Below are 6,924 nucleotides of genomic sequence, written 5' to 3' on the forward strand. Positions count from 1 at the left end.
GGATTGCCAAGCCGTTTGTGCCGGCAGCGAATGTTTCCGGGGCGCGAGGCCCCGGAAACGATTTGGATGCGAAGGCTTAGAGCTTCGGATTGAGCAGCGCGTCGATCTTGGGGTCCTTCATGTTGTCCTTGGTCACCAGATTGGCGCCGGTGTCGACATTGGCCTCGACCTTTTCGCCCTTCGAGGCGGCGAGTGCGGTCTTGATGCCGTCATAACCCATCCGGTACGGATCCTGGACGACGAGGGCGGAAATGACGCCGTCGTTGAGGAACTTGATCAGCTTCTCGTCGCTGTCGAAGCCGACCAGCGCCAGCTTGCCGCCAAGGTTGTTTTCGGCGACAGCCTGACCGACGCCCTGCGCCATGATCAGGTTGGAGGCGAAGATGCCCTTGAGATTCGGGTTGGCGGTGATCAGGTCGGTGGCGATGTTGAGGCCGGTGGTGGCCTGGCCGTCGGCATATTTGTCGGCGACCAGCTTCAGGCCCGGATATTTGGCGGCCAGCTGTTCGGTGAAGCCCTGCTTGCGCTGTTCGAGCGAGCCGGCGCCCGGTGCGTTGGTGATCAGAGCGACGTCGCCCTCGATCTTACCGCCGTTGGCGGCGCCGATAGCGGCTGCAAGGCCGTCGGCAGCAACGCGGCCGCCCTGCACATTGTCGGTGGTCAGGAACGATGTGAAGGCCTTGGAGTCGGCGCCGGAGTCGATGCCGATAACCTTGACCTTGGCAGCGGCTTCATCGATCGGCTTGCCAAGCGCCTTGAACTCGGTCGGCGCAATGACGATGGCCCCCGGGTTGCTGGCAACGGCGTTCTCGAGGATCGAGACTTGGCCGTTGACGTCGGTTTCAGCCTGGGCGCCAAGTTCCGGCACGTTGACGCCGAGATCCTTGCCGGCCTTGCGGGCGCCGGCCAGAACGATCTGCCAGTAGAAGGACGTGGTGTCCTTGACGATGATCGGAATGGTCACATCCGCCGCCGAAACCGGCGCCGAATGCATGACGCCGGTGAGCATCGAAGCTGCTGCCAGCGCCATGACAGCGCGGCGGTTGAGAATGCTGGTCACGAATTTCATGAGGTTCCTCCCTAAGTCGCCCGGTGAACGTTACGGAAGCTCCGTTCGGATAGGCGTAGCCCAAACAGAACTTTATCAATAAAAAACAGTTGCCATGTTTTGATAGTGCATCGAACCGGCCGATGCAAGCGGTGTTTGACCAGTTCTCGGGAAGCCTGGCAGAGGCAGAGCCACCGCACTGCTTTCCCTCGCCGTCATCGAATGCTCCCGTTTCCATTCCGTGAGCGTATGGAATATTAATTCCACCCGTTCGTCAATATGGAATGTTCATTCTCATATAAATTGCAAGGGTGTGAAACCGGATCGCCGTTCACCGAGCGGATCGCGTTTCACGCCAGCTCCTGCACCAGGGTATGGGGGCGATATCTGGGGTATTCCGTCTCCGGCACGTCGATGTCGAGCAATTCGAGGTTGCGGGTCAGGTTTGCCAGCTTGGCAGTACCGGTCAGCACGGTAGCGACCATTGGTTCATGGAGCGGGAACTGGAACGCGGCCGCGGCCAGCGGATAACCGCCCTCGGCTGCGATCCTTTCCATCGCACCGACGCGATCGAGCACGTCATGGCTGGCAGGGCGGTAATCGAAATGCGAGCCTTGCACCGGCCCGGTCGCCAGGATGCCGGAGTTGAAGACGCCACCAATGACCAAAGAGGTCTGTTGCGCGCGGCACAGCGGCAGCAATTCCGCTTCGGCGCTTCGGTCGAGCAGGGAATAGCGGCTGGCGAGCAGGATGCAATCGAGCGGCGCCCGGCGCATCACGTCGAGACAGATCTGCACCTCGTTGACGCCGAGCCCATAGGCGGAAATGACACCTGTTCTCTTCAGCTCTTCGAGCGCCTTGAGGCCGCCATCCATCAGATCGCGAAAGTGCAGCTTGGTCTTCTCGGCGCCATGCGTGTAGGCGCCGATGTCGTGGACGAACAGGATGTCGATCTTGTTCAGGCCAAGCCGCGCATAGCTGAACTCGACCGAGCGCATGATGCCGTCATAGGAATAGTCGTAATCGAGCGCGAAGGGCAGCGGATCGACATAGGAGTGATCGGGAACATGGTCATCCGGCACCGGGCGGAACAACCGGCCGACCTTGGTCGACAACACATAGGAATCACGCGGCTTGTAGCGCAGGAAGTCGCCGAAGCGTCGTTCCGACAGGCCGAAACCGTAGAAGGGAGCGGTGTCGAAATAGCGCAGGCCGGCTTCCCAGGCGCCTTGCAGCGTCTCCATCGCGGCTTCGCGCGGACAGGCGCGGTAGAGGCCGCCGAGCGCAGCGCCGCCAAAGCTGACCTCGGTGACCTCGAGCGCGGTGCGACCGATGCGGCGCTTGTTCATGCGAAAACCTCCCCGTTCCCGACCATTGTCCGGCCTGGTCATCTTCAGATATCAGTGGAAACTAAAGCGTCGCGCCCAGGTGCCAGGGCACGAACTCGTTGTCGCCGTAGCCGAAATCCTCGCTCTTGGTCTTGCGGCCGGAAGCCGTCTCGACGATCAGTTCGAAGATCTCGCGGCCCATGCCGGCGATGGTCTTTTCACCGGAGGCAATGACGCCGCAATTGACGTCCATGTCCTCTTCCATCTGATGATACATGGTCGAGTTGGTGGCGACCTTGATCGACGGTGTCGGCCGGCAACCGAAGCAGGAGCCGCGGCCGGTGGTGAAGACGATGATGTTGGCGCCGCCCGCCACCTGGCCGGTCGCCGAGACCGGGTCGTAGCCGGGGGTGTCCATGAACACCAAGCCGCTGCCGGTGACCTTTTCGGCATAGCCGAAGACACCATTGAGCGGCGTCTGGCCGCCCTTGGCGACCGCGCCGAGCGATTTCTCCAGGATGGTGGTGAGGCCGCCGCGCTTGTTGCCGGGCGAGGGGTTGTTGTCGATCGAGGCGCCGTGCTTGGCGACGTGATCTTCCCACCACTTCACGAAGCCGTCGAGCTTCTGCGCGATCTCCGGCGTTGCCGCGCGATAGGCTAGCAGATGTTCGGCGCCGTATATTTCCGTGGTCTCGGAGAGGATGCCGATGCCGCCGACGCCGGCCAGGATATCGACGGCAGCACCCAGCGCCGGATTGGCTGTAATGCCCGACATGCCGTCGGAGCCGCCGCATTGCAGGCCGACGACGATCTCGCTGACCGGGATCGGCTCACGCTTCAATTGGCCGACTTCCTCGGCAATCTCAGCCAGCACGCCCATCGCCTTTTCGACCGATTTGCGCGAACCGCCGGCGTCCTGGATGTTGAAATGGCGTTTGCCGGCAGCGACGCCCTTCTGGCCATAGAGCGTGAGCTGGTTGACCTCGCAACCGAGGCCGACCATCAGCACGCCGCCGAAATTCGGGTGGCGGGCATAACCGGCAAGCGTGCGGTGCAGCACCATCATGCCGTCGCCGGTGGCGCTCATGCCGCAGCCTTGGCCGTGAACGATCGGTACGAAGCCGTCAATGCCGGGATATTTCGGCAGCAGGGTTCGGTTGGCGGTGTCGGCGATCGAATGGCAGACGGTGGCCGAGCAATTGACGCTGGCGACGATGCCGATGAAGTTGCGCGTGCCTGCGCGGCCATCGGCGCGGCGATAGCCCATGAAGGTGCGGGCGCGGTCCGCTTCCGTCGCGTGCTCGGCCTCGCTCGGCGGCACGACCGGCAAGCGGCCCGATTCGAAAACCAGATTATGCGAATGAACATGCTCGCCGGCTGCAATATCCTGTGTCGCACGGCCGATCGCCTGCGCGTATTTGACCACGGCCTCGCCGGCGGCGATCGGCTTGATCGCCACCTTGTGGCCAGGTTCGATCAGAGCAGCGGCGACGGCGCCGCCCGGCAGCACGGTGCCGATCTCGATGCGGCCGTTAGCGACGGCGACATTGTCGGCGGGGGACAGGAGGATGCAGTTGGAGGCGTTCACGGGCGGTTTTCCTGGGTGATCCTGGGGTGCGCGGGCGGATTGACACGCGCTTGTTTAGATATAATGTCTTTTATCGTGAAAAAACAATTTTGCGTCAATTGTTTTTTCGCTGGGGAGTTCCGCATGTCCATCGGCGTTCAGGAAAGCGAATTTCGCTTTCAGGGGTCATGGGAACGTCATATTGCGCTTCCGGCCGACGGCCGCAAGCGACGGCGTGCAACGGGTCAGGGATGTCGAAGAGCAACAACGTCTATAAGGATGCCTACAACCGCTGCCTGCGGTTGCTCGACGAGACGCGCAGCCTGCCTTCGGAGCCGGAACTGGGCACCTTGCTTGGCGTCAGCCGCACCACGGTACGATCGATTCTTGCGCGCATGGAAGAGACCGGGCTGATCGCCTGGAACAAACGTGCCAAGACGGTGCTGCGCGAACCGCGTCCCGATGATTTCTTCCCCGAGGAAGAAACCGACACGCTGGCCGAGATCATCGAGCGGTCGTTCATGCGGCGCCTGCTTGCCGGCGGAGCGGAAGCCGGCATGCAGATCAACGAACTCGAACTGGCGCGCGAGATCGGCGTCGGCACCACCAGCGTGCGCGAGTTCCTGATCCGCTTCTCGCGCTTCGGCCTGATCGAGAAGCGCCGCAACAGCCACTGGGTGCTTAAGGGTTTCACGCGCGCTTTCGCGCTGGAGTTGACTGAAATCCGTGAGATGTTCGAACTGCGCTCGGCGGCAGCCTTCGCCGCTCTGCCGCAGGACAGCGCTGTCTGGGCCAATCTCGAACGTCTGGAAGACGAACATCGTCGGCTGGCAAGCGAGATCGCCACCCGCTTCAACGAATTCTCCGAGTTGGACGAGCGCTTCCACCGGCTCATCCACCGGGCGTCGCATAACCGGTTCATCGTGGATTTCTACGATGTCATCGCCATGATCTTTCACTATCACTACCAATGGAACAAGACGCGAGAACGCGAACGCAACGAAGTCGCGATCAATGAGCATCTGGTCTATATAGAGGCGCTGAAATCACGCGATCTCGGCAAGGTCGACGCCGCCTGCCGCAAGCACCTGAAGTCGGCGCGCCAGACCTTGCTGACCTCGATCCCCGAAATGCGGTCGCCCCAAAAATCATAAGGCGCGTCGCATCTGAAGGGCTGCGACGCGCTTCCTGCCGCGTTGCCGCAGCATCGAATTGGCGATTTTCCACCCGACGGCCTCGTGCTAGGAATGTTGCATTGCTGCGAAGAGGCAGGGTTTTGGGCGTATCGAGGAGACGGTGGAGCATACCGGTCGCGCTTGTCGCGGCCTATCTGCTGTTGCTCCAGTCGACGCTCGGCGCTTTCGCCTTCGGAAACGTGCCGAATGCGTCACAACTCGATGCCTTTGGCAACGTCATCTGCACCCATGGGGGTGCCACCCAGCTTCCCGGCGGCAACCAGCCGCCGTCCCATCAGCCGGCATGCTGCGTGCTCGGCTGCGGCATGTTTTCGCCGGCCTTTGCGCCGCCGCCCGATGCCGGGCTTGCGCTGGACAGTCGTTCCTTTGAAACGGTAGCCTTTGTCTTCCGGGCGGCCATCCATCTCGACTTCGTGCGTGAGCGCTCGCCGTCGAACCCGCGCGCGCCGCCGCTGACGGTCTGAGCCTGCTTGCCCGCCGGAACCTTTCGTGGGCGTACCCATCCAAAGATCAAACTGCTCGCGACCGGCAACGGCGCGACCATCACTTCATGGAGCAACCATGTTCAATTTCTTTCCTGACGCCGCGCGTCTTAAGCCCGGCACCATTCTACGCAGCATCGAAGAAGGTGTCGGCATTGCCGTGCTGGCTCTTGCGCTGCTGTTCATCGGCGTCCAGACCGTGTTCGCGCATGAGTTCAAGGTCGGCGATCTCGATATCGGCCACCCCTGGTCGCGCGCCACGCCGGCCGGCGCCAAGGTCGCCGGCGGCTATTTCACGATCACCAACAATGGCAGCGCGCCGGATCGGCTGGTGTCGATTTCCTCCGATATTTCTGAAAAGGCCGAGCTGCATGAAATGGGCGTCAAGGACGGCGTCATGACCATGCGACCGGTTGCCGGCGGCCTGGAAATTCCGGCCGGCGGCAAGGTGGCATTGGCGCCTGGCGGCTATCATCTGATGTTCTTCGGCTTGAAGCGGCAACCCAAGCAGGGCGAAAAGTTTTCCGCCACGCTGACCTTCGAGAAGGCCGGTGCCGTCAGCGTCGATTTCGCCGTCGAAGGCATCGGTGGTGGCGCCACGGACGATCACGCCAATTGATCCGGCCAGCTTCGCCAGTTTGAAATCAGAGGGACCATCATGAACAAGTATCTTTTGTCCGCCGCAGTCCTTTTCGTGCTCGGGACAAATGCCGCTTTCGCGCATATCACGCTCGAAACCCAGGAAGCGGCCGTCGGCTCGACCTACAAGGCAATCTTACGCGTGCCGCATGGCTGCGACGGCAAGGCTACGACTGCCGTACGCGTGCAGATCCCGGAAGGGGTGATCGCGGTGAAGCCGATGCCTAAGCCTGGCTGGACGCTGCAGGCCAAGAAGGGCAAGTACGACAAATCCTATCAACTCTACGGTCAATCGGTGAGCGATGGGGTCAAGGAAGTCGACTGGAGCGGCGGCAGCCTGCCGGATGAATTCTACGACGAGTTCGTCTTTCGCGCGACGCTGACGGAGGATCTCCCGGTGGGCCAGACGCTTTACTTTCCGGTGGTGCAGGAATGCGACGGTGCCACCGTCCGCTGGATCGAAATCCCGGCGGCCGGACAGGATGAGGACGCCCTCGAAAACCCGGCGCCCGGCATCAAGCTGCGGCCAAAGAAATGATCTCCCCGGCGGGGGGGGGGGGCACACGCCCCCCCCCGAGGGTGTGGGGGGGGGGGAGAGAGCGCGAGCAAGAAGGCGACGCGGCGAAAAAAGGGCCCCCCCCCCCCCCCCGGGGGGGGGGGGGGG

Annotated in this window: 7 protein-coding genes; 4 read left to right on the forward strand and 3 right to left on the reverse strand. The window is 62.3% G+C overall.

The window, feature by feature from the left end; translation table 11 throughout:
* Nucleotides 1-76: 76 nt before the first annotated feature.
* The 3 genes from NKI20_RS25030 to NKI20_RS25040 all read right to left on the reverse strand — a co-directional run bounded on the left by NKI20_RS25030 (nucleotide 77) and on the right by NKI20_RS25040 (nucleotide 3,964).
* Entirely contained in the window at nucleotides 77-1,069 is a 993-nt protein-coding gene (locus NKI20_RS25030; RefSeq protein WP_023760801.1) for an ABC transporter substrate-binding protein, read from the reverse strand.
* 329 nt (nucleotides 1,070-1,398) lie between these two features.
* On the reverse strand, nucleotides 1,399-2,397 hold the full coding sequence (locus NKI20_RS25035; protein WP_352608744.1) for an aldo/keto reductase: 999 nt from the start codon (nucleotides 2,395-2,397) through the stop codon (nucleotides 1,399-1,401).
* A 61-nt stretch (nucleotides 2,398-2,458) separates the two neighbouring features.
* Nucleotides 2,459-3,964 carry a UxaA family hydrolase gene (locus NKI20_RS25040; RefSeq protein WP_352608743.1) on the reverse strand — a complete coding sequence of 502 codons (1,506 nt, stop codon included), beginning with the start codon at nucleotides 3,962-3,964 and terminating at the stop codon, nucleotides 2,459-2,461.
* Between the two features lie 230 nt (nucleotides 3,965-4,194).
* Here NKI20_RS25040 and NKI20_RS25045 point away from each other — a divergent pair, with 230 nt between their 5' ends.
* The 4 genes from NKI20_RS25045 (at nucleotide 4,195) to NKI20_RS25060 (ending at nucleotide 6,798) form a co-directional block, all read left to right on the forward strand.
* The gene (locus NKI20_RS25045; protein WP_352608742.1) at nucleotides 4,195-5,097 is read left to right on the forward strand and encodes a GntR family transcriptional regulator; all 903 of its coding nucleotides are present in this window, start codon (nucleotides 4,195-4,197) and stop codon (nucleotides 5,095-5,097) included.
* Between the two features lie 149 nt (nucleotides 5,098-5,246).
* A complete protein-coding gene (locus NKI20_RS25050) occupies nucleotides 5,247-5,603 on the forward strand; it encodes a DUF2946 family protein (protein WP_352608764.1) in 357 nt (118 codons plus the stop codon).
* Between the two features lie 97 nt (nucleotides 5,604-5,700).
* The gene (locus NKI20_RS25055; protein WP_352608741.1) at nucleotides 5,701-6,240 is read left to right on the forward strand and encodes a copper chaperone PCu(A)C; all 540 of its coding nucleotides are present in this window, start codon (nucleotides 5,701-5,703) and stop codon (nucleotides 6,238-6,240) included.
* A 39-nt stretch (nucleotides 6,241-6,279) separates the two neighbouring features.
* The gene (locus tag NKI20_RS25060) at nucleotides 6,280-6,798 is read left to right on the forward strand and encodes a YcnI family copper-binding membrane protein (RefSeq protein WP_352608740.1); all 519 of its coding nucleotides are present in this window, start codon (nucleotides 6,280-6,282) and stop codon (nucleotides 6,796-6,798) included.
* Nucleotides 6,799-6,924 lie beyond the last annotated feature (126 nt).

This window comes from Mesorhizobium sp. M0830, assembly GCF_040319965.1.
Taxonomy (GTDB): Bacteria; Pseudomonadota; Alphaproteobacteria; order Rhizobiales; family Rhizobiaceae; genus Mesorhizobium.